This is a genomic window from Nocardioides sp. Iso805N, assembly GCF_000364605.1.
GTDB lineage: Bacteria > Actinomycetota > Actinomycetes > Propionibacteriales > Nocardioidaceae > Nocardioides.
In genome coordinates this window covers 56,115-73,315 of record NZ_KB822576.1, presented here as the reverse complement: position 1 = coordinate 73,315, position 17,201 = coordinate 56,115, and the positions used below count along the sequence as shown (strand labels likewise).

General features: G+C 70.6%; 21 protein-coding genes. 17 read left to right on the top strand and 4 right to left on the bottom strand.

All coding sequences use genetic code 11. The features are described 5' to 3' along the window. Window positions 1–6: 6 nt before the first annotated feature. The 8 genes from ruvX to H036_RS0104550 all read left to right on the top strand — a co-directional run bounded on the left by ruvX (window position 7) and on the right by H036_RS0104550 (window position 6,935). Complete coding sequence (gene ruvX / locus H036_RS0104585; RefSeq protein ID WP_017933601.1) at window positions 7–492, top strand: Holliday junction resolvase RuvX; 486 nt, start codon at window positions 7–9, stop codon at window positions 490–492. Beyond that, on the top strand, window positions 485–2,062 hold the full coding sequence (mltG, locus tag H036_RS0104580; protein ID WP_017933600.1) for an endolytic transglycosylase MltG: 1,578 nt from the start codon (window positions 485–487) through the stop codon (window positions 2,060–2,062). The genes ruvX and mltG overlap by 8 nt, the downstream gene beginning before the upstream one ends. Next, on the top strand, window positions 2,062–2,886 hold the full coding sequence (locus tag H036_RS0104575) for a shikimate dehydrogenase (RefSeq protein ID WP_017933599.1): 825 nt from the start codon (window positions 2,062–2,064) through the stop codon (window positions 2,884–2,886). The genes mltG and H036_RS0104575 overlap by 1 nt, the downstream gene beginning before the upstream one ends. After that, the gene (locus tag H036_RS0104570; protein WP_051068600.1) at window positions 2,883–3,623 is read left to right on the top strand and encodes a prepilin peptidase; all 741 of its coding nucleotides are present in this window, start codon (window positions 2,883–2,885) and stop codon (window positions 3,621–3,623) included. Before H036_RS0104575 ends, H036_RS0104570 begins: the two co-directional genes overlap by 4 nt. A gap of 22 nt (window positions 3,624–3,645) precedes the next feature. Further along, window positions 3,646–4,824, top strand: a complete 1,179-nt coding sequence (gene aroC / locus H036_RS0104565) for a chorismate synthase (protein ID WP_017933598.1) — start codon at window positions 3,646–3,648, stop codon at window positions 4,822–4,824. A gap of 32 nt (window positions 4,825–4,856) precedes the next feature. Next, window positions 4,857–5,336: a shikimate kinase gene (locus H036_RS0104560; RefSeq protein ID WP_017933597.1), complete on the top strand. Its 480-nt coding sequence runs from the start codon at window positions 4,857–4,859 to the stop codon at window positions 5,334–5,336. 88 nt (window positions 5,337–5,424) lie between these two features. Beyond that, window positions 5,425–6,513 carry a 3-dehydroquinate synthase gene (gene aroB, locus H036_RS0104555; RefSeq protein ID WP_017933596.1) on the top strand — a complete coding sequence of 363 codons (1,089 nt, stop codon included), beginning with the start codon at window positions 5,425–5,427 and terminating at the stop codon, window positions 6,511–6,513. After that, window positions 6,510–6,935 carry a type II 3-dehydroquinate dehydratase gene (locus H036_RS0104550; RefSeq protein WP_017933595.1) on the top strand — a complete coding sequence of 142 codons (426 nt, stop codon included), beginning with the start codon at window positions 6,510–6,512 and terminating at the stop codon, window positions 6,933–6,935. The genes aroB and H036_RS0104550 overlap by 4 nt, the downstream gene beginning before the upstream one ends. 203 nt (window positions 6,936–7,138) lie before the next feature. Here the strand turns inward: H036_RS0104550 and yczE are convergent, their stop codons facing one another. Beyond that, the gene (gene yczE / locus H036_RS0104545) at window positions 7,139–7,837 is read right to left on the bottom strand and encodes a membrane protein YczE (RefSeq protein ID WP_017933594.1); all 699 of its coding nucleotides are present in this window, start codon (window positions 7,835–7,837) and stop codon (window positions 7,139–7,141) included. 61 nt (window positions 7,838–7,898) lie between these two features. Between yczE and yczR the strand changes: the two genes are divergently transcribed. Beyond that, window positions 7,899–9,353: a MocR-like transcription factor YczR gene (yczR, locus tag H036_RS0104540; RefSeq protein WP_017933593.1), complete on the top strand. Its 1,455-nt coding sequence runs from the start codon at window positions 7,899–7,901 to the stop codon at window positions 9,351–9,353. Window positions 9,354–9,389: 36 nt separating this feature from the next. On the opposite strand, the gene H036_RS0104535 is transcribed toward yczR, so the two are convergent. Beyond that, complete coding sequence (locus tag H036_RS0104535; RefSeq protein ID WP_017933592.1) at window positions 9,390–9,662, bottom strand: hypothetical protein; 273 nt, start codon at window positions 9,660–9,662, stop codon at window positions 9,390–9,392. Window positions 9,663–9,887: 225 nt separating this feature from the next. Here H036_RS0104535 and efp point away from each other — a divergent pair, with 225 nt between their 5' ends. Both efp and nusB read left to right on the top strand, forming a co-directional pair. Continuing rightward, complete coding sequence (gene efp / locus H036_RS0104530; protein WP_017933591.1) at window positions 9,888–10,454, top strand: elongation factor P; 567 nt, start codon at window positions 9,888–9,890, stop codon at window positions 10,452–10,454. 2 nt (window positions 10,455–10,456) lie between these two features. Further along, window positions 10,457–10,861, top strand: a complete 405-nt coding sequence (gene nusB / locus H036_RS0104525; protein ID WP_017933590.1) for a transcription antitermination factor NusB — start codon at window positions 10,457–10,459, stop codon at window positions 10,859–10,861. 104 nt (window positions 10,862–10,965) lie between these two features. Here nusB and H036_RS21780 read toward each other — a convergent pair whose 3' ends face one another. Continuing rightward, the gene (locus H036_RS21780) at window positions 10,966–11,214 is read right to left on the bottom strand and encodes a helix-turn-helix domain-containing protein (protein ID WP_017933589.1); all 249 of its coding nucleotides are present in this window, start codon (window positions 11,212–11,214) and stop codon (window positions 10,966–10,968) included. A gap of 236 nt (window positions 11,215–11,450) precedes the next feature. On the opposite strand from H036_RS21780, the gene H036_RS0104515 reads away from it, so the two are divergent. The 6 genes from H036_RS0104515 (at window position 11,451) to H036_RS0104490 (ending at window position 16,573) form a co-directional block, all read left to right on the top strand. Continuing rightward, window positions 11,451–12,131, top strand: a complete 681-nt coding sequence (locus H036_RS0104515) for a DUF4352 domain-containing protein (protein ID WP_017933588.1) — start codon at window positions 11,451–11,453, stop codon at window positions 12,129–12,131. 39 nt (window positions 12,132–12,170) lie between these two features. Continuing rightward, window positions 12,171–13,187, top strand: coding sequence for an NADPH:quinone reductase (locus tag H036_RS0104510; protein WP_017933587.1), 1,017 nt, complete (start codon window positions 12,171–12,173; stop codon window positions 13,185–13,187). A gap of 101 nt (window positions 13,188–13,288) precedes the next feature. Continuing rightward, on the top strand, window positions 13,289–13,885 hold the full coding sequence (gene pyrR / locus H036_RS0104505) for a bifunctional pyr operon transcriptional regulator/uracil phosphoribosyltransferase PyrR (protein WP_017933586.1): 597 nt from the start codon (window positions 13,289–13,291) through the stop codon (window positions 13,883–13,885). After that, on the top strand, window positions 13,882–14,817 hold the full coding sequence (locus tag H036_RS0104500) for an aspartate carbamoyltransferase catalytic subunit (protein ID WP_017933585.1): 936 nt from the start codon (window positions 13,882–13,884) through the stop codon (window positions 14,815–14,817). The genes pyrR and H036_RS0104500 overlap by 4 nt, the downstream gene beginning before the upstream one ends. Then, on the top strand, window positions 14,814–16,118 hold the full coding sequence (locus tag H036_RS0104495) for a dihydroorotase (RefSeq protein WP_017933584.1): 1,305 nt from the start codon (window positions 14,814–14,816) through the stop codon (window positions 16,116–16,118). Before H036_RS0104500 ends, H036_RS0104495 begins: the two co-directional genes overlap by 4 nt. A 20-nt stretch (window positions 16,119–16,138) precedes the next feature. After that, window positions 16,139–16,573: a DUF1810 domain-containing protein gene (locus tag H036_RS0104490; protein WP_036487566.1), complete on the top strand. Its 435-nt coding sequence runs from the start codon at window positions 16,139–16,141 to the stop codon at window positions 16,571–16,573. Between the two features lie 65 nt (window positions 16,574–16,638). On the opposite strand, the gene H036_RS0104485 is transcribed toward H036_RS0104490, so the two are convergent. Continuing rightward, window positions 16,639–17,169, bottom strand: a complete 531-nt coding sequence (locus H036_RS0104485) for a DUF1697 domain-containing protein (RefSeq protein ID WP_017933582.1) — start codon at window positions 17,167–17,169, stop codon at window positions 16,639–16,641. Between the last annotated feature and the right edge of the window lie 32 nt (window positions 17,170–17,201).

Here is a 17,201-nt window from a genome sequence, read left to right as displayed (position 1 = left end):
CGCCGCGTGAGGCACGGCGTCAGGCTGGGCATCGATCCTGGGGACACCCGGATCGGCGTCGCCCGAAGCGACCCGACCGGCTTCCTCGCCACGCCGGTGGAGACAGTGAAACGCGGTCGCGGTGACCTGGCCCGGATCAAGGCCATCCTCACCGAGATCGGCGAGGAGAGCACGCTGCTGGAGGTGGTGGTCGGACTGCCCCGCTCGCTCAAGGGCGGAGAGAATCCGGCGACCGCCAAGGTACGTGTCTTCGCTGCGAGCCTGGCCCGCAAGGTCAGGCCGTTGCCGGTGCGGCTGGTCGACGAGCGGCTGACCACTGTCAGCGCAGAGGCTATGCTGCGAGATCGCGGTCGCAAGGGGCAGGACCGTCGCTCCGTCGTCGACCAGGCGGCGGCCGTCCTGATCCTGCAGCACGCACTGGATACCGAGCGCGCCTCGGGGGACGCGCCAGGAGAGATCGTCGAGCTCGAAGGAGACACCCCGCATGAGTGACGGGCAGGATCGTCACGGCTTCGCACCGGAGCCGCCCGGCTCGTTCCGGGGCGACCCTCTGAATGACCCACTGAGCGACCCGCTGAGCGACCCGTGGGTCGATCGCTCGGCCGAGGGCCGAACTGACCGCTGGGCCGACGCGGAGCACAGCGACGTCCCCGAGTACGCCGCCGGAGACACCGGCACCCGCGCCGTACCGATCGTGCCGTCCGAGGACGAGCCCGTCGATGCGTCCGCGGATGTGCCGGATGTCCCCGACCAGCCGACGGAGCCCTCCTCGCACGACGAGCCGGCCCCGCGCGGGACGCACGCTGCTGCCTACCCCGACGATCATCTCGACGATCATCCCGGCGAGTATCTGGCCGAGGACCCCGCCGATTACGCCGCTGAGCGTGACGCGGGGGAGCACCACGAGCCGTTGGACGACCACCTCCTCGGCGCCGCACCGGCGCTCGACGCCGAGCGCGGCGGTCGCCGTGCCGGGCCGCGCCGTACGCGTCGGGGGAGGAGTCTGCCCGGCTGCCTGGCGGCGCTCGTCGCGCTGGGAATCGTGGTGGGGCTGCTCGCGCTGGGCGGCGCGAAGGGCTACTCCTTGCTCAAGGATCATCTCGGCGGCTCGGCCGCGGACTACCCGGGACCCGGCACGGGCGGCGTGACGTTCGAGGTGCACAAGGGCGACAGCGCCACCGTCATCGGTCGCAACCTCAAGAGCGCGGGGGTCGTGCAGTCGGTGGGCGCGTTCGTGGACGCCGCCCAGGCCAACCCCGACTCCGGCAGGATCCAGGTCGGCTTCTACCAGCTCAAGAAGCAGATGAAGGCCTCCGATGCCCTCGGCGTACTGGTGGATCCGAAGAGCCTGATCCAGAACGTGGTGGTGGTGCCCGAGGGCGCCCGGGTGGACCAGATCGTCTCCAGCATCGTCGCCAAGACCGACATCAAGCGCGCCGACCTGGTCGCCGCCCTCAAGGACTCCAGCGCGCTGGGGCTGCCGGCCGCGGCGAAGGGCAACCCTGAGGGCTATCTCTTCCCGGCCACCTACAGCGTGGTGCCCGGCGAGACCGCCGCGGAGCTGCTCAAGCAGATGGTCGACAAGGGCACGCAGGTGCGCAAGGAGCTCGGCGTCGACACCGCCGCCGCCAAGGTCGGGCTCACCCCCGAGCAGGTGGTGACGGTGGCCAGCATCCTGGAGTACGAGGCGAGGCGGAGCGAGGACTACCCGAAGGTCGCACGTGCCATCTACAACCGGCTCAAGGCGAACATGCCGCTGCAGTCGGATGCCACCGTCTCCTACGCCAACAAGGTGAGCGGCGAGGTGTGGACCACCGCGCAGCAGCGGCAGAACGCCTCCCCGTACAACACCTATCAGCACACCGGCCTGCCGCCGGGCCCGATCGGCAACCCGGGCGAGACCACCCTCAAGGCGGCGCTCAACCCGGCCGCCGGCCCGTGGCTCTACTGGGTGGTGGTCAACCTGAAGACCGGCGAGACGATCTTCTCCACCACGCTCGCCGAGCACGAAGCGGCGACCCAGAAGTTCCGGGACTACTGCAAGACCTCGGACGCCTGCTGATGGGCGCCGGGATGCGCTGCGCCGTGCTGGGCGACCCGATCGGGCACTCGCTCTCGCCGGTGCTGCATCGGGCCGGGTACGACGCGCTCGGGTTGAGCTGGACCTACGAGCCCCACCAGGTGCGCACGGGTCATCTGCCGCAGTTCCTGGCCACGCTCGACGACTCCTGGCGCGGACTGTCACTGACCATGCCACTCAAGCGTGAGGCACTGGCGCTGGTGGAGGACTGCTCCCTCCGCGCCCGGTTCGCCGGTGGTGTGAACACCCTGGTCCGCACCACCTACGGCTGGGCCGGCGACAACACCGACTACCCGGGGGCGGTCGCCGCCGTACGGGAGAAGTACGACGCCCCCATCCACAGCTGCGCCGTGCTGGGAGCAGGTGCGACGGCGGGCTCGACCGGGCTGGCTCTGGTCGAGCTCGGTGCACGCTCGGTCACCGTGCTGGCACGCGATGCCGTCCGGGCCGAGGAGGCCCGTGCGGTGATCGCGGGACATCCGAGTCGCCCCGAGGTGAGGATCGAGCCGCTGGAGGCTCGGCCAGAGGTCGATGCACTGGTCACCACCATCCCGGTCGCTGCCCAGATCGCCCCGCTGGTCGCGGCCTGGCGCGACGTGCCGCTGCTCTTCGAGGTCGTCTACGACCCGTGGCCATCGCCGCTGGTGGCCGCCGCCACCGGCACGGTCGTCAACGGACTCGACCTCCTGGTGCACCAGGCGGTGCTGCAGTTCGAGCTGTTCACCTCCCAGCCGGCACCACTGGCAGCGATGCGAGCCGCCGGAGAGGCAGCGCTCGGTCTGACGCCGGTCGACGCCTCGGTATGACCTGGATGACCTGGTTGGTCGGCATGGTGGGGCTGCTCGCCCTCGCCGTACCGGCCGGGATCCGTGCTCTGCCGGAGCCGCCCCCGGAGCTGCTGCCCGACTCGCCGGCCGACGACACCCCACTGGAGCGGATGCTGCGGGCCGAAGGCCCCAGGGAGAGCTACGTGCAGGTCGGGGCACTGCCCGGGCTGGCGCTCTGGTCGGCACTCGTCGGCGTGGTCGTCAACCTCGCCGTCGGGCTGCGCCTGGGCGATCACCCGTACACCTGGGTGATCGCGCTGCTGATGCCGGTGCTGATCCTGCTCGCGGTGGTGGACTGGCGCACCCGGCTGTTGCCGCGCGTGGTCGTGCTGCCGGTGACGGCCGTGCTGATCGGGCTGACGCTGGTGGAGTGGCTCGTCACCCGGGACACCGACGTGCTGGTCCGCACGCTGGTGGCGATGGTGGTGGCCCGATCGGTCTTCTGGGTGCTGTGGTTCATCCGCAGGGCCGGGATGGGTTTCGGCGACGTCCGGCTCGCGGCGCTGCTGGGCCTCGTGCTGGGTCGGCTCGGCTGGAACCAGTGGCTGCTCGGCCTGTACGGCGGTCTGGTGCTGTTCGGCATCTTCGGGCTCACCCTGACCGTCGTGCGGCGTGACCGCGCGACGCTGCGGAAGGCCTACCCGTTCGGTCCGTTCATGATCGGCGGCACCGTGCTCGGCGTCCTACTCGGCGGATCCGTGCACCTGCTGGCCTGAGGCCCGTGGGAGGATTGGGCCCATGTTGCGCTGGCTCACCGCGGGCGAGTCCCACGGCCCTTCCCTGGTCGCGATCCTGGAGGGTCTCCCTGCCCATGTCCGGATCACCTCCGAGCAGATCGGCGACGCGTTGGCGCGTCGTCGTCTCGGCTACGGCCGCGGCGCTCGGATGAAGTTCGAGCGCGACGCGGTCACCATCGTCGGCGGCGTCCGACACGGCGAGAGCCAGGGCGGCCCGGTCGCCGTCGAGGTCGGCAACACCGAGTGGCCCAAGTGGGAGACCGTGATGTCGGCCGATCCGGTCGACCCCGAGATCCTCGAGAAGCAGGCGCGCAACGCGCCGCTCACCCGCCCGCGCCCCGGGCACGCCGACCTGGCGGGCATGCAGAAGTATGACTTCGAGGACGCCCGCCCGATCCTGGAGCGTGCCTCGGCCCGCGAGACAGCGGCCCGGGTCGCCCTCGGCGCCGTCGCCAGCGCGTTCCTCGAGCAGACCGTCGGAGCCCGCATCCTCAGCCACGTCATCGAGCTCGGCGGCGTGCGCACCACCGGCGCCGAGCTGCCTGCCCCCGACGACGTCGCCGGTCTCGACGAGGACCCGGTGCGCTGCTTCGACGCCGACAGCTCCAAGCTGATGGTCGAGCGCATCGACCAGGCCCACAAGGACGGCGACACCCTCGGCGGTGTCGTCGAGGTCGTCGTCTACGGCCTGCCCCCGGGCCTCGGCTCGCACGTGCACTGGGACCGCCGCCTCGACGCGCGCCTCGCCGGCGCGCTGATGGGCATCCAGGCGATCAAGGGTGTCGAGGTCGGCGACGGTTTCGAGCTCGCCGCCACCCCTGGCAGCCAGGCCCACGACGAGATCCTCGCGACCGAGGCCGGCATCCGCCGAGCATCGGGTCGCTCCGGTGGCACCGAGGGGGGCATGACGACCGGCGAGGTGCTCCGGGTCCGGGCCGCGATGAAGCCGATCGCGACCGTGCCGCGGGCCCTGCGCACCATCGACGTGGCCACCGGCGAGGAGGCCGTTGCACATCACCAGCGCAGCGACGTCTGCGCCGTACCGGCAGCGGGGATCGTCGCCGAGGCCATGGTCGCGCTGGTGCTGGCTGACGCGGTGCTGGAGAAGTTCGGCGGCGACTCGGTCGCGGAGACCAAGCGCAACGCCGAGTCCTACCTGGCCAACATCCGCTACCGGTGATGGGTGGCCCACGCGCTGTCCTGGTAGGCCCCATGGGCGCCGGGAAGACCACCGTCGGCAGGATTCTGGCCGAGCGGTGGGGCGTGGTCGTGCGCGACACCGATGCCGATGTCGAGGCGATCGTCGGCAAGTCCGTGCAGGACCTCTTCGTCGACGAAGGCGAGGCCGCCTTCCGGGCGCTGGAGAAGAGGGCCGTGGTCGACGCGCTGGCCGAGCACGACGGTGTGCTCTCGCTGGGTGGCGGAGCCGTCCTCGACCCGGACACCCGGGCGGCCCTGGCCGGCCAGCCGGTGGTCTTCCTGCACGTCGGCCTGGCCGACGCCGCCAAGCGGGTCGGTCTCGGTCAAGGGCGCCCGCTGCTGCTGGGCAACGTCCGCAGCCGGATCAAGACGCTCCTGGAGGAGCGCACCCCCGTCTATGAGTCGGTGGCCGTCCTGGTGGTCGAGACCGACGGTCGCACTCCGGCCGACATCGCCGCCGAGATCGCCACCCGTCTGGAGGAACAGCAGTGAACGAGCGCAGCGAGCCCGCCACCCACCACCGTGGCGTGGGTGCCTCATCGGCGCACGGAGCGCGGTGCCAACTTCGGGGAGTGGGTCGATGAGCGCGACCACCATCCGCGTCGGCACGTCGTACGACGTCGTCATCGGCCGCCACCTGGCCGACCGGCTGCCGGGCATGCTCGGCGAGGGCGTGCAACGGGTCGCACTGCTCTACGCGGGCGAGTTGGGCCAGCTCGCCGAGCCGATCGTGGACGTCCTCGTCGAGCACTATGAGGTGCTCGCCCTGGGCCTACCCGACGGCGAGAACGCCAAGACAGCACCCGTCGCCAACGACTGCTGGGAGGCGCTGGGGGAGAAGGGCTTCACCCGCTCCGACGCGGTGGTGACGTTCGGTGGTGGCGCAACCACCGACCTCGGCGGCTTCGTCGCGGCATCGTGGCTGCGCGGCGTCCGGGTGGTGCACGTCCCGACGACGCTGCTGGCGATGGTCGATGCCGCAGTGGGCGGGAAGACCGGCATCAACACCGCGGCGGGGAAGAACCTGGTCGGCGCCTTCCACGAGCCGGCCGGCGTGCTGTGCGACCTGGCACTGCTCGAGACGCTGCCGGCTGCGGAGCTGACAGCCGGGCTAGGTGAGGTCGTCAAGTGCGGGTTCATCGCCGACCCCGAGATCCTGGCGATCGTCGAGCGGTCGTCGGCCCTGGCGGCCGAATCGCCGGAGCTGGCCGAGTTGGTGGAGCGCGCCGTGCGGGTCAAGGCGGAGGTTGTCGCCGGAGACCTGCGCGAGACCGGCGGTCGCGACGGGCACCCGGGCCGCGAGGTGCTCAACTACGGCCACACCCTCGGGCACGCGATCGAGAAGCACTCCGGATACGCGATGCGGCACGGCGAGGCTGTCGCAGTCGGGTGCGTGTACGCCGCGGAGATCGCGGCCCGATCCGGCCTCATCGACGCCGACCTGCTGGCTCGGCACCGCTCTGCCTTCGCGAAGGCGGGCCTGCCCACGACGTACCCCTGGGGTGACTACTCCGCTTCCTTCGACGACCTGATCGGTGCGATGCGGGTGGACAAGAAGGCTCGCGGCTCGGTGCTGCGGTTCCTGGTGCTGCGGGGCCTGGCCGACCCGACCATCCTGGCCGGGCCTGACGATCAGCTGCTCCGCGACGCGTTCGAGGCGCTGGCGTGAGGGTCCTGGTCCTGAACGGACCCAACCTGGGTCGGCTCGGCAAGCGTCAGCCGGAGATCTACGGCCGCACCACCTACGCCCAGCTGGTGGCACTCTGTGTCGAGTGGGGCCGCGATCTCGGTCTCGAGGTCGAGGTCCGTCAGACCAATCACGAGGGTGAGATGGTCGATTGGCTGAACGCCGCCGCGGACGAGCACACCCCGGTAGTGCTCAACGCAGCCGCCTGGACCCACTACTCCTACGCGATCTACGACGCGTGCGCGCAGCTGGAGGCGCCGCTGGTCGAGGTCCACCTCTCCGACCCCGAGGCGCGGCCGGAGGAGTGGCGGCACTTCTCGCTGGTGCGGCCGCACGCGGTGGAAGTGGTCAAGGGGCTGGGTGTCGAGGGTTATCGCGAGGCGTTGGGGATCATCGCTCGTTGAGCTTGTCGGCTGCGGACGCTGGGTGGTGTGCGGCCCGGGTGGCCGACGGACGCCTGGGGGCAGGCCTACCGCCGCGCGCGGCTCGTTCCTCGCCGGCGCGTCGTCCGGCAGCGCCCCTGGCGGCCCCCGTCGGCCGCCCGCGCGGCACTCAGCCGTCGTTCGGCCGCGCCTCTGTCAGCGGTCCCTCGTCCGCCGGTCGGCAGTCAGCAGTCGGCGGTCATCGTGGCTGTGACGGCGGGCTCGGGTGCGACCGTCGTCGTACGTGGGGTGGGGGCGTCGAGTCGGACGATCCAAGCCGGAAGCCAACGCTGGGTGAGGGGGCCGATGACCAGGGCGAAGACGACCGTGCCGACGCCGAGCGGGCCGCCGAGGAGCAGGCCGACCAGGACGACCGAGATCTCCAGGGCGGTGCGGATCAGCCGGATCGAGAGGCCCGTATGCCGGACCAGTCCGGTCATGAGGCCGTCGCGCGGACCGCGGCCGAACTGAGCCCCGATGTACATCGCGGTCGCCAGGGCGCAGAGCGCGATGCCGGCGAGCATCAGCGGCACTCGCGCGACCTGGCCGTCGGGGCGGTGCACCAGGGCCAGCGTGACGTCGGTGCTGGGGCCGATGAGCAGTGCGTTGGCGATGGTGCCGATGCCGGGCTTCTCACGCAGCGGGATCCAGAGCAGCAGGACGACGAAGGACATCACGACCAGCACGGTGCCGAGGTCGAGACCGGTGTGCTTGACGATGCCGAGGTGCAGCACGTCCCACGGCGCCACGCCGTCGTTCCCGCGGACCATGAGGCCCAGCGAGACGCCGTAGAGCCAGAGCCCGACGAAGAGCTGGGTGAGACGGCGGGGGAGTCGGCCTGCTCGCAGCTGAGCGAGCGGACCGAGGTCGGCGAGCGTGGTCATGACACAAGCATCGATGAGATTGGACTGTTGAGAAATATCCAATCGTGAGAAGGTGGACTGCATGCACCGGTCCATTTCGCCCCGCCGACTCGTCGAGCTGCTCGGCGCCTTCGAGCGCACCCCGGCCTACGTCGGCCTCGCCGATGCGCTGACCGTCCTCATCGGCGACGGCCGCATCGCGCTTGACGTCCGGCTGCCGAGCGAGCGCGACCTGTCCGGCGAGCTGGGCGTCTCACGCACGACCGTGACCCGCGCGTACGCGTTGTTGGTGGAGAGCGGCTTCGCGGTCGCCGCGCGGGGCGCCGGCACCTTCACCCGGGTGCCCGGTGGCCGCTCCAGGGCGCACGACCAGGCGCTCACGCCTTCGCCGCACGCCGGTCTGATCGACCTGACCTGCGCGGCGGCCACCGCGCCGCCCGGCATCGCTGAGGCCTATGCGGCCGCGGCCGCCGAGCTTCCGGCCTACCTCGGCGGCCACGGCTACTTCCCGGTCGGTCTGCCCGCGCTGCAGGCGGCGATCGCCGCGACGTACGACGCCCGTGGACTGCCGACCCGGCCCGAGCAGATCATGGTCACCTCGGGTGCCCTGGCTGCCGCGGCCATCGCAGCGCAGGCGCTGGTCGGCGGCGGCGACCGCGTGCTTGTGGAGACCCCCACCTACCCGAACGGCGCCGAGGCGCTGCGGCGCGCCGGCGGGCGGCTGGTGCCGGTCCCGGTGGAGCCGGACGGCTGGGACCTGGACGGCATGGTCGCCACCGTGCGGCAGACGCGCCCGGCCTCGGCGTACCTCATGCCCGACTTCCAGAATCCCACCGGGCTCGTCATGTCGGGTCCTGAGCGCGAGCGGTTCGGTACGGCGCTGACCCGGGCCGGCACCGTCGCGATCGTGGACGAGGCACACCAGGGGCTGGCCCTCGACGGTCAGGAGATGCCGCCGCCGTTCGCGTGCTTCGCGCCCGGTGCGGTCACGATCGGCAGCGCGTCGAAAATGCTCTGGGGCGGCCTCCGGCTCGGCTGGCTGCGGGCGCCCGACGGTCCGAGCATGGCGCGGATCGTCGGCTCTCGGCTCTCCGTCGACCTCGGCTCACCGCTGATCGAGCAGCTTGCCCTGCTGCACCTGCTCGACGACCCGGCGGCGTTGCGCGCGGCGCACCTCCAGCGACTCCGGACCCAGCGCGCCGCCCTGGTCGCGGCGCTGAGCGAGCGGCTGCCGGAGTGGGAGTTCCGGGTGCCGGCAGGCGGCCTGTGCCTGTGGTGCCGGCTGCCGGTGCCGGCCGCCTCGAGTCTCGTCGCCGCCGCGGAGCATGCTGGCCTCGCCATCGCGCCAGGGCCGATCTTCGGCGTCGACGGCGGCCTCGAGCGGTTCGTCAGAATCCCCTACGCACGCCCGGAGGCCGAGCTCGTCGCGGCCGTCGAGATTCTCGCCGCGGTCTGGCCCGGCGTGCGCGCACGGCGGACGATCGAGACGTCTGTGACACGGGCGGGTCGAGCCCCCGATCGTTTCATCGTCGCCTGACCGGGGATCTCGGCCGTGCCCGTTGGGGAGCCGGTCCTAGCGGTCCCCGGGCTCGCTCTCCCCGTGGTGCCCGTGGCCCCCGTGGTGGTGTCCGTGGTGATGCCCGTGATGGTGGTGCTCGTGCCGCGCGTGGTACCGCTCGTGACCGTGGTCGCGGTGCTGGTGCACCGTCGTCACGGCAGCTGCTGCATCGGTGCCGTGATCGTCGCCGGGCGCGGAATCGCCGGCGTACGCTGCGCCGACTCCCGCGAGCACGAGTGCCGACAATGCGGCGGCGATCGCGAGACTGGCCTTCATCGGGTGATGCATGGGAGCTCCTTTCGAGTCGGGTGACGCCGGGGTGCGGTGTCGCTGTCCCTTCTGACACGAGGCCCGGCACCGGATCGGTTCAAGGCGCTGAAGCATTCGCCACGACGTGGTTTTCCCCACTCGGTGGCCCGACGATAGACTCGGCCGCTGTGCCTGGCGCTCGCGCCCGGGCCCGCACGAACTCTTTGACAACCTGCATCTGAAACGAAGGCTGGCGCGCACGACATGGCAACCACGAACGACCTGAAGAACGGCATGGTTCTCAACATCGACCGCCAGCTCTGGCAGGTGGTCGAGTTCCAGCACGTGAAGCCGGGCAAGGGCCCCGCGTTCGTCCGCACCAAGCTGAAGAACGTCGAGTCGGGCAAGAACGTCGACAAGACGTTCAACGCCGGTACCAAGGTCGAGGTCGAGACCGTCGACCGCCGCACCTTCCAGTACCTGTACAACGACGGCACCAACTACGTCTTCATGGACGTCCAGGACTACGAGCAGATCGAGGTCACGCCGGAGATCATCGGCGACGCCGCGAACTTCCTCCTGGAGAACGCCGAGGTGATCGTGGCCACCAACAACGGCCGGGTCCTGTTCATCGAGCTCCCGCCGTCGGTCGAGCTGACCATCACCTACACCGAGCCGGGCGTCGTCGGCGATTCGGCCACCGGCCGCACCAAGCCGGCCACCGTGGAGACCGGTGCCGAGATCCAGGTCCCGCTGTTCATCGAGAACGGCGAGAAGATCAAGGTCGACACCCGCGAGGGTGGCTCCTACCTCAGCCGCGTCAAGAGCTGACCTTGTCCGCACGCTCCAAGGCACGCAAGCGCGCTCTCGACCTTCTGTTCGCGGCCGAGGCGCAGGGCACCTCGGCCACCGATCTGCTCGCCGCGCAGGTCGCCGATGGTGAGCTCAACAACCCCTACACCGCCACGCTCGTCGAGGGCGTGGTGGCCAAGCAGGCGGCCATCGACGAGATCCTCGGTCGCTACGCGCAGGGCTGGACCCTCGACCGGATGCCGGCCGTGGACCGCAACGTGCTGCGCCTGGGCGCGTGGGAGCTGCTCTTCGCCGACGACGTTCCCGAGCACGTCGCCCTGAGCGAGGCGGTCGAGCTGGTCCGCGATCTGTCCACCGACGAGTCGCCGACCTACGTCAACGGCGTGCTCGGTGCCATCCAGCGCGACAAGGCGAGCCTGGCCTGATCGGCAGGCGTTGCCGCAGCACCACACAGCTCCAGACGAAGCACGAGCGCCCGGGCGGATCGCCCGGGCGCTCGTTCGCATCCGACGTACGTCGGGGTGTTGTCTCAGGCCGGCCAGATCAGGTCGACGCGGATGTCGTGGAACAGCTCGTTCGGGTCGATGCCGATCGCCGCGGAGAGGCGAAGGTACTTCGAGATGCCGCTGTCGGTCTCACCCCGCTCCATCCGAGCGATCTGGGTCACGCCGAGACCGCTGCGGCGGGCGACGGCGTCCTGGGTGAGGTGTCGGCGAACGCGCTCCGCGCGGAGGTTCGAGCCGATCTGTTCGAGGAGGTTAGATGTGGGAGAGGCCATGGCCGCACTAGCCTCTCGACATCTGGTGTCGGTCACCAGAACACCAGTGTGCTGATACCGGCAGGCTCTGTGTTTTATCGCAGGGAGTGATGGTGGAAGGTGTTCCGATGGTCGACAACGCGAGCATTCCACGTATGCATGGAAAACACATAAAAGATTGAGCGTAGGTCTTATGTGTGCGTTAGAGTTCCTCCTGCCGCGCTCGAGTAGAGCGCTTCGAGGAAAAGGAACCCACCATGACCGAGCCCGCTCCGGGCTTTGAGCCCACCGCGAATCCCAAGGCCGCCGCGAAGGCAGCGAGGGCCTACGCGAAGGCCACCCGCCCCTGGTATCGCAAGAAGCGCTGGTGGCTGCTCACGGTCGTCGTCGTGGTCATCGCCATCGCCGCGGCGAGCACCGGCGGCTCGGACGGGCCGAAGAAGGTCGGGGATGCGGGCGGTGCGTCCACGACCGGGAGTGCCGGGGGCTCGGGCGGCGGAGCGACGAAGCACGACGACACCGCAGGGACCAAGGACAAGCCGATCGCGGTCGGGGAGACCGTCGAGCTGGCCGGCACGCGCTACACCGTCAAGAAGGCCGCCACCGCCTCGAGCGTGGGTGGAGACTATGGCGCCAAGGCCGACGGCATCTTCGTGGTCGTGACGCTGACGATCGAGAACATGAAGGACGAGACCAAGACCTTCAGCGAGTCGGCAGCCAAGCTCATCACCGCCGACGGCAAGGAGTATGCGACGGACGACGACGGCTCGATCTTCTCTGACAAGCCGCTGATCCTGGAGGACATGCAGCCCGAGCTGCCCAAGACGGGCGTGCTGGTCTTCGACGTGCCGCCAGGCAAGGTGGCAGGCGCCAAGCTCAAGGTCAGCGACCTCTTCGGCCACGGCGACGCCTATGTCGATCTCGGTCTGAAGGGGTGACGGCAGCGCTGCAGTGAGGCTGGTGGGTAACGTCGAGGCATGCGCGCTGTCGTCTACTCCGAGCCCGGTCCCTCCTCCGTCCTCCGCCTGGTCGAGCGCGACCTGCCCGAGCCGGGCGCCGGTCAGGTGCGGGTGCGGGTGGTGCGGTCCGGGGTGAACCCGACCGACTGGAAGCAGCGCGCAGGCGGCACCTACGGGGCTTCGCCGTACGAGGAGATCACGCCGGGACAGGACGGTGCCGGGACGATCGACGCTCTCGGGCCGGGGGTGTCCGGCGTCGCGGTCGGCGATCGGGTCTGGGTGCACATGGCCCAGCACGGGTCGGCCCATGGCACGGCCGCCGAGTACGTCGTCGTCCCGCTGCACAAGGCGGTCCCGCTGCCCGCGGCCGCCTCCTTCGACCTGGGGGCCTCGCTCGGGGTGCCTGCCATCACCGCGCACCGCGCCCTGACCAGTGGCCCCGAGGCGGACCGGCTGGCACCAGGAACGCTGGCCGGGCGGACCGTGCTGGTGCAGGGTGGGGCCGGGGCGGTCGGCAACGCCGCGATCCAGCTCGCCCATTGGGCGGGAGCGATGGTGATCACCACGGTGAGCAGCGCCGAGAAGGCCGCGCTGGCTACGGCGGCCGGCGCCGATCACGTCGTCAACTACCGCGAGGACGACACTGAGTCGCTGATCCGTGAACTCGCTCCTGACGGGGTGGACCTGGTGGTCGAGGTTGCGCCCGCGACCAACAACGATCTCGACCGAGCGGTGATCCGCAACGGCGGCACGATCGCGATCTACGCCAACAACGGCGGCGACGAGCTGACCCTCCCTGTGCGAGCGACGTTCTCGCTCAACCTGCGCTACCAGTTCGTGCTGCTCTACGGCGTGGCCAAGGAGCTGCTGGCGGCAGCCGTCGAGGACATCACGGCGGCGCTCGCCGCAGGTGCCATCGGCGTGGGTGCCGAACACGGCGTCCCGCTGCACCACTACAGCCTCGACCAGGCCGCGGCCGCCCACGACGCCGTCGAGAGCGGCGTGACCGGGAAGGTGTTGATCGACCTGGCCTGAGCGCCTGGAAATCGCTGGCCGCCGACCGCACAGGCTAGGCTGAGCGTCGTTCGACATTCCTTTAAGAGCCGTCCTGTGAGGCGGAGAAGGAGGTCTTCGCTGTGACGGCGAACCCTGACGAGGGCCGGGTCGTCCTCGACGCGGACGACATCGCCCGCGCGCTGACCCGCATCTCCCACGAGATCCTGGAGCGCAACAAAGGCGCCGCGGACCTGATCCTGCTGGGCCTGCAGACCCGCGGCGTTCCGCTGGCGAAGCGCATCGCCGCCAAGATCTCCGAGGTCGAGGGGACCAGCATCGCGACCGGCAGCCTGGACGTCACGATGTATCGCGACGACCTGCGCAGCAACCCCACCCGCACCCCGCACCGCACCGCGCTTCCCGGGACGGGCATCGACGGCAAGACCGTCGTGCTGGTCGACGACGTGCTCTACTCCGGCCGCACGATCCGAGCGGCACTGGACGCACTCTCCGACCTGGGCCGGCCGGCGGTCGTGCGCCTCGCCGTACTCGTGGACCGAGGGCATCGCGAGCTGCCGATCCGGGCCGATCACGTCGGCAAGAACCTGCCCACCGCTCGGGCCGAGCGTGTTCGGCTGCGCCTGGTCGAGGTCGACGGGCTCGACGCTGTGTCGATCAGTGGCCCTCCGGGCGGGGCCGAGATCACCGACGTCCCCAGCCAGGAGGCCGCGCGATGACTCGGCACCTGCTCAGCATCGACGACGTCAGCGTCGCCGACATCCATCAGCTGTTCGAGACCGCTGCCGAGATGCACGACGTGCAGAAGCGCGAGGTCAAGAAGCTGCCCGCGCTGCGCGGCCGCACCGTGATCAACCTCTTCTTCGAGGATTCCACCAGGACCCGGTCCAGCTTCGAGATCGCCGGCAAGTGGCTCTCGGCCGACGTCATCAACCTCTCCGCCAAGGGCTCCTCGACCTCCAAGGGCGAGTCGCTGCGCGACACCGTCCTGACGGTGACGGCGATGGGCATCGACGGCCTGGTCATGCGCCACTCCGCGTCGGGTGCCGCGCACCAGGTCGCCGGTTGGCTGGACATCCCGGTGATCAACGCCGGCGACGGGACGCACGAGCATCCGACCCAGGCGCTGCTCGACGGCTACACCCTCACCCGACGCCTCGGGTCGCTGGAGGGCAAGCACGTAGCGATCGTGGGGGACCTGACCCACTCGCGGGTGTTCCGCTCCAACATCAAGTCGCTGACCAAGCTCGGCGCCTCGGTCACCGCGGTCGCGCCGCCGACCCTGATGCCCAGCGGCGTGGGCCCGTGGTCGGAGGAGGCCGGATTCGCGACGTCGTACGACCTCGACGCGGTCCTGCCCGAGGCCGACGCGGTGATGATGCTGCGGGTGCAGAAGGAACGGATGTCGGGTGGCTACTTCCCCTCGCCGCGGGAGTACACGGTCGGCTACGGCCTCACCCGCCAGCGACTGGGAACGCTCAAGCCTGGCACGCCGATCCTGCACCCGGGGCCGATGAACCGGGGCCTGGAGATCGCAGCCGACGCCGCCGATGCGGCGGACAGCCTGATCCTGGACCAGGTCTCGGCCGGCGTCGCCGTCCGGATGGCCGTTCTCTACCACCTGCTTGCCGGAGAGGAGGCAGCTCAGTGACGAGCCTGCTGATCAAGGGAGCCTCGATCCTGGGGCAGAAGACCGCCGACGTGTACGTCGAGGACGGGCTGATCCGCGAGGTCGGGGTCTCGACCGGCTCGGCCAGCGGGGGCCGCGCAGACTCCGTCGTGGATGCGGACGGGCTGGTGCTGCTGCCCGGCCTGGTCGACCTGCACACCCACCTGCGCGAGCCGGGCCGTGAGGACGCCGAGACCGTGCTCACCGGATCGCAGGCCGCTGCGGTCGGCGGGTTCACCGCCATCCTCGCGATGGCCAACACCAGCCCCGTCACCGACACCGCGGAGGCCGCCGAGCGGGTTCACGACCTCGGCCGTGCCGCGGGGCTGGTGGACGTGCAGCCCGTCGGTGCTGTCACCAAGGGACTGGCCGGCGAGGAGCTTGCCGAGCTCGGCCTGATGGCGCGCTCCCGCGCCCGCGTCCGGGTCTTCTCCGACGACGGCAGGTGCGTCGGCGATGCGCGTGTGATGCGTCGCGCGTTGGAGTACGTCAAGGCGTTCGGCGGCGTGATCTCCCAGCACAGCCAGGACCCGGCCCTGGCCCCGCACGCCGCGTGCTGCCACGAGGGTCAACTGTCGGGCGAGCTGGGGCTGCCCGGCTGGCCGGGCGTGGCCGAGGAGGTGATCGTCGCGCGTGACGTGATGCTCGCCCGGCACACCGGCTCGCGCGTCCACGTCGCACACGTCTCGACCGCAGGATCGGTGGAGGTGATCCGCTGGGCGAAGTCGGTCGCCAAGTTGGATGGGCGCTGGGACGTGACCGCAGAGGTCACCCCGCACCACCTGCTGCTCACGACCGATCTGCTGCGCGACTACGACCCGACGTACAAGGTCAACCCGCCGCTGCGCCCGGCCGAGGACGTCGAGGCGCTGCGCGACGCGCTCGCCGACGGCACCATCGACGCGGTCGCCACCGACCACGCGCCGCACGCGCGGCACGACAAGGAGCACGCGTTCGTCGACGCCGCCTTCGGCATGCTCGGTCTGGAGACGGCGCTCTCGGTCGTCGCCTCTGTCATGGTCGAGTCCGGCCGGCTCGACTGGGCCGGCGTCGCGCGGGTCATGTCGCAGGCGCCTGCGATGATCGCCGGCCTCGCGGAGCACGGCGGCGCCGTCGCGGTCGGGGAGCCGGCCAGCCTCACCCTGGTCGACCCGTCGACCTCCTACGTGGTGGACCGTGACGCGTCGGTCTCGCTCTCGCGCAACAACCCCTGGCACGGGCGCAAGCTGACCGGCCAGGTGGTCGGCACGTGGCTGCGGGGCGCGCGGACCTTCGGTGGCTGAACAGCGCTAGCCTCGAGACCATGAGCGTGGACGCCTTCGACCTGAATCGATTCGTCGCCGCCCAGGCCGGTGGCGTGCACGAGCAGGCGCTGGCCGAGCTGCGCGCCGGCCGGAAGACCAGCCACTGGATGTGGTTCGTCTTCCCGCAGGTGGCAGGCCTCGGTACGTCGCCGACCGCGCAGCGCTACGCCATCGGCTCGCTGGCCGAGGCCCGCGCCTACCTCGACGACCCGGTGCTCGGCCCGCGACTGCTCGAGGCCGCGCACGCCGTGTCGGCCTTCACCGGTACGCCGGAGCAGCTCCTCGGGCCGATCGACGAGGAGAAGCTCCGCTCATCGATGACGCTCTTCGAGGCAGCGGCCCCGGACGAGCCGGTCTTCGCCGAGGTGCTGGAGCGGCACTACGGCGGCTCGCGCTGCGCGCACACGCAGCGGTTCGTCGCCGAGCACCCCTGAGCGAGACCGTGGAGTGTTGTGCGCACCAGGTGCGCATTCCGCTCCACGGTTCCTGCCAGGACAGCTCAGCTCATCTTCTTCAGGATCCGCGCCAGCGTCAGCGGCGTGCGCGAGGTGACTTCCTTGGAGTAGGTCCTCTCGATCCACCCCATCGTGTCGGGAGTGCCGGTGACGGTGGTATCGGAGACCGTGCACAGAGCGCCGTCCACGAGACCGACGACCCGCAGCGCGGTGCCGTCGGGCGGGGTCGCGACGTCGGTGATCGGACGCTTGAAGAACGACACCAGCTGATACGAGTCCTTGCCGTGGGGCACGTCGCCGAACGGCTCCTGGGAGAGCAGGTGCTCGAGCTGCTCGCGGGACCGGACGATGGTGGTGGCCTTGAAGCCACGCAGCTCGGGCCAGGCCGCCTCGATCCTCGTTCCGAGCTCATCGGGGGAGGAGGAGTCAGGTGCGGTGAAGACCACGTTGCCGCTGCTGATGACCGACCTCACCTCGTCGTACCCGAGCTCCTCGAGCACCCCGCGCAGCGACTCGTTGGACTTGCGCGGATCGCCGGGTCCTATGCCGCGGATCAGCGCTACGTAGGTCGTCATGGAGTCACGGTAGGCGATGGCGGACCGAGTGC

Coding starts and splice junctions, on each gene's coding strand:
- aroC (WP_017933598.1), top strand. CDS start 3,646: ATGTTGCGCTGGCTCACCGCGGGCGAGTCCCACGGCCCTTCCCTGGTC.
- H036_RS0104535 (WP_017933592.1), bottom strand. CDS start 9,662: ATGCATCACCCGATGAAGGCCAGTCTCGCGATCGCCGCCGCATTGTCG.
- H036_RS0104485 (WP_017933582.1), bottom strand. CDS start 17,169: ATGACGACCTACGTAGCGCTGATCCGCGGCATAGGACCCGGCGATCCG.
- H036_RS0104560 (WP_017933597.1), top strand. CDS start 4,857: ATGGGCGCCGGGAAGACCACCGTCGGCAGGATTCTGGCCGAGCGGTGG.
- yczE (WP_017933594.1), bottom strand. CDS start 7,837: ATGACCACGCTCGCCGACCTCGGTCCGCTCGCTCAGCTGCGAGCAGGC.
- H036_RS21780 (WP_017933589.1), bottom strand. CDS start 11,214: ATGGCCTCTCCCACATCTAACCTCCTCGAACAGATCGGCTCGAACCTC.
- H036_RS0104575 (WP_017933599.1), top strand. CDS start 2,062: ATGGGCGCCGGGATGCGCTGCGCCGTGCTGGGCGACCCGATCGGGCAC.
- H036_RS0104570 (WP_051068600.1), top strand. CDS start 2,883: ATGACCTGGATGACCTGGTTGGTCGGCATGGTGGGGCTGCTCGCCCTC.
- H036_RS0104490 (WP_036487566.1), top strand. CDS start 16,139: ATGAGCGTGGACGCCTTCGACCTGAATCGATTCGTCGCCGCCCAGGCC.
- efp (WP_017933591.1), top strand. CDS start 9,888: ATGGCAACCACGAACGACCTGAAGAACGGCATGGTTCTCAACATCGAC.
- aroB (WP_017933596.1), top strand. CDS start 5,425: ATGAGCGCGACCACCATCCGCGTCGGCACGTCGTACGACGTCGTCATC.
- H036_RS0104510 (WP_017933587.1), top strand. CDS start 12,171: ATGCGCGCTGTCGTCTACTCCGAGCCCGGTCCCTCCTCCGTCCTCCGC.
- H036_RS0104500 (WP_017933585.1), top strand. CDS start 13,882: ATGACTCGGCACCTGCTCAGCATCGACGACGTCAGCGTCGCCGACATC.
- H036_RS0104515 (WP_017933588.1), top strand. CDS start 11,451: ATGACCGAGCCCGCTCCGGGCTTTGAGCCCACCGCGAATCCCAAGGCC.
- yczR (WP_017933593.1), top strand. CDS start 7,899: ATGCACCGGTCCATTTCGCCCCGCCGACTCGTCGAGCTGCTCGGCGCC.
- mltG (WP_017933600.1), top strand. CDS start 485: ATGAGTGACGGGCAGGATCGTCACGGCTTCGCACCGGAGCCGCCCGGC.